A 1,364-nucleotide genomic window follows, 5' to 3' on the forward strand; every position below is an offset into this window, starting at 1 on the left:
TTATGAAAACAATCTAAAGAGTCTGACATGTATCAGAATATTGCCAAACATGTCGCCTTCTGACGTGATTGCGCGGTTGACGCTCATTAAGTAGCTGTCTATCATATTGAACGTTGTTCAATAAAGCAGTTTGAGAGTATGGCGCGCAGAAACGATCACACCAGAGAAGAGTTGATTAACTTGACCTTAACGACGGTCAAAAATTTTTTAGATGAGAACTCTTACCACGAACTTAGCCTTCGCAAGATCGCTAACATGATTGGTTACGTGCCAAGCACCTTGGTGAATATTTTTGGTAACTATAATTTGTTGCTACTTCATGCCGTGGCTCAAACTTTAGATGAGTTATCGCAGGAAGCGCTAAATGCAACAAAAAGCAGTAAAGATGCTCATCAAGCACTTTTTGAACTTGCATACTGCTACCACGATTTCGCGCAAAAACATCCTTACCGTTGGCAATTGGTTTTCGAACACAACATGAACGGTGCCGAACTTCCAGAATGGCATGCGAAACGTATTGATGGCATGACAGGCATGCTCGAATCATTACTCGCACAAATCGCTCCTCAACGTACGGAATCCGAAGTCATTCAAGCGAGTCGCGTACTATGGGCTGGCGTACACGGCATTACTCTTCTTAGCGTTGATGACAAGTTTTTCTCAAGTGAGCCTGTAGATGGTAAAGAGTTAATCAGTAACTTGCTTTCTAACTACATCATGAACTGGTAACAAACAAAGGATTATCCATGTCATCCGACAGACAGCCGTCCTTGCTTACGCAAAGAAAGTTCCTGCCCTATTTTGTTACTCAGTTTTTTGGCGCTTTCAACGACAACATTTTTAAAAACGTTTTGTTGCTGTTTGTCGCTTTCGCTGGTTCTAGCGCATTACCCATTTCTAGTAATTTATTCATAAACTTAGCAGCTGGATTATTCATTCTTCCATTCTTCCTTTTTTCTGCCTCTGCTGGAGTTTTGGCGGATAAATACGAGAAATCGTGGTTTATTCGCAAAGTAAAACTGTTTGAAATCGCCATCATGCTGCTAGGCGCCGTTGGCTTTATAACAGAAAGCTACGGTGTCTTACTTCTGCTGCTTTTCTTAATGGGTACGCAATCCGCGTTCTTCGGCCCCGTCAAGTACGCGCTTCTTCCTCAGGAATTAAACGCTAAGGAACTGGTACCGGGCAATGCCTTGGTTGAAGCCGGGACATTTATCGCCATTCTTATCGGCACGCTCGGTGCAGGCATTATTGCTTCTGCTGACAACGCGAAGTATCTGGCCGCTTTCTGCGTGGTTCTATTTGCCCTGCTCGGTTACTTATCCAGTCGCTCGATTCCATTTGCTGCGGCAAGTGCCCCTGAA

General features: G+C 43.8%; 2 protein-coding genes. Both read left to right on the top strand.

From position 1 onward, the window contains the following. Positions 1–138 precede the first annotated feature (138 nt). Entirely contained in the window at positions 139–729 is a 591-nt protein-coding gene (locus R7O12_RS24990; RefSeq protein WP_005456899.1) for a TetR/AcrR family transcriptional regulator, read from the top strand. Between the two features lie 17 nt (positions 730–746). Continuing rightward, positions 747–1,364, top strand: a 618-nt coding sequence (locus R7O12_RS24995) for an MFS transporter (protein WP_318126749.1), incomplete at its 3' end; no start/stop codon positions are given.

Source organism: Vibrio sp. Vb1574, from assembly GCF_033338675.1.